This window comes from Cedecea sp. P7760, from assembly GCF_013386425.1.
GTDB classification, from domain to species: domain Bacteria; phylum Pseudomonadota; class Gammaproteobacteria; order Enterobacterales; family Enterobacteriaceae; genus Cedecea; species Cedecea selenatireducens.
Genome location: NZ_JACARU010000108.1, coordinates 1 through 701 on the forward strand (window position 1 = coordinate 1; position 701 = coordinate 701).

The 701-nt window shown below is 48.2% G+C and carries 1 pseudogene; it reads left to right on the plus strand.

Annotated features, from left to right (window positions below):
• A pseudogene (locus tag HX778_RS25065) lies at nucleotides 1–370 on the plus strand (shufflon system plasmid conjugative transfer pilus tip adhesin PilV); the annotation flags it as partial.
• Between the last annotated feature and the right edge of the window lie 331 nt (nucleotides 371–701).

Sequence of the window (701 nt, forward strand, 5' to 3'; positions counted from 1 at the left end):
CTGTCAATCCGGTGTGTGGGGGGCTCCATCTACCGGCAGCGGTTCGTATCAATCCGTTGGCGGCTTCCAGGGCAGTTTTAGTCAAACGAATACGACAGGCAAACCGTTTAAGGTCTACGTATATGGTGGCAATCCTCCAGCTAAAAAAATCAACTTCGGTGACTCCGACAATTGCGTAAATACATACGCACTGTTTGCTTCTGTGAATGGTCTTGCTGTTGCCAATGCTGTTAGTGCGAACTCGACGTGGAACAAGTCGGGAAGCATCTCATTTGATGTTCCAGCTAACGCAACGTTTCAGATCGTATCTGACAGCATGAGAAATTATGGCTGCGATTACGGCTGGTTTAGTGTTGTAAAGTATCAGTAGAGAATCAGCAGGCCGGTAGCACCGGCAATCACTATGCACATGTAATTATGTAGCTGCATCGCCCTGATATATCGGTCCTGTTCGTTCCTGGGTAGAAAGTATATGAATCGTAGTAACCGCACATTACGATACGATTAGCGTCAGATGTTGCTACGCTGCCAGCGTAGTATTCAGGTCTCCAGCCGTGCGGGTTTTCACTATTACTTACACTCCATTGGCATTGGTTTTGACTAAAACCCGCCGGTAACGGAATCTGTTGGCCGTGGCCAATCAGTCCCGTTAGTACGGTGCTCCCTTTTGTGCTCTTCCAGACACCGGATTGACAGGAAAG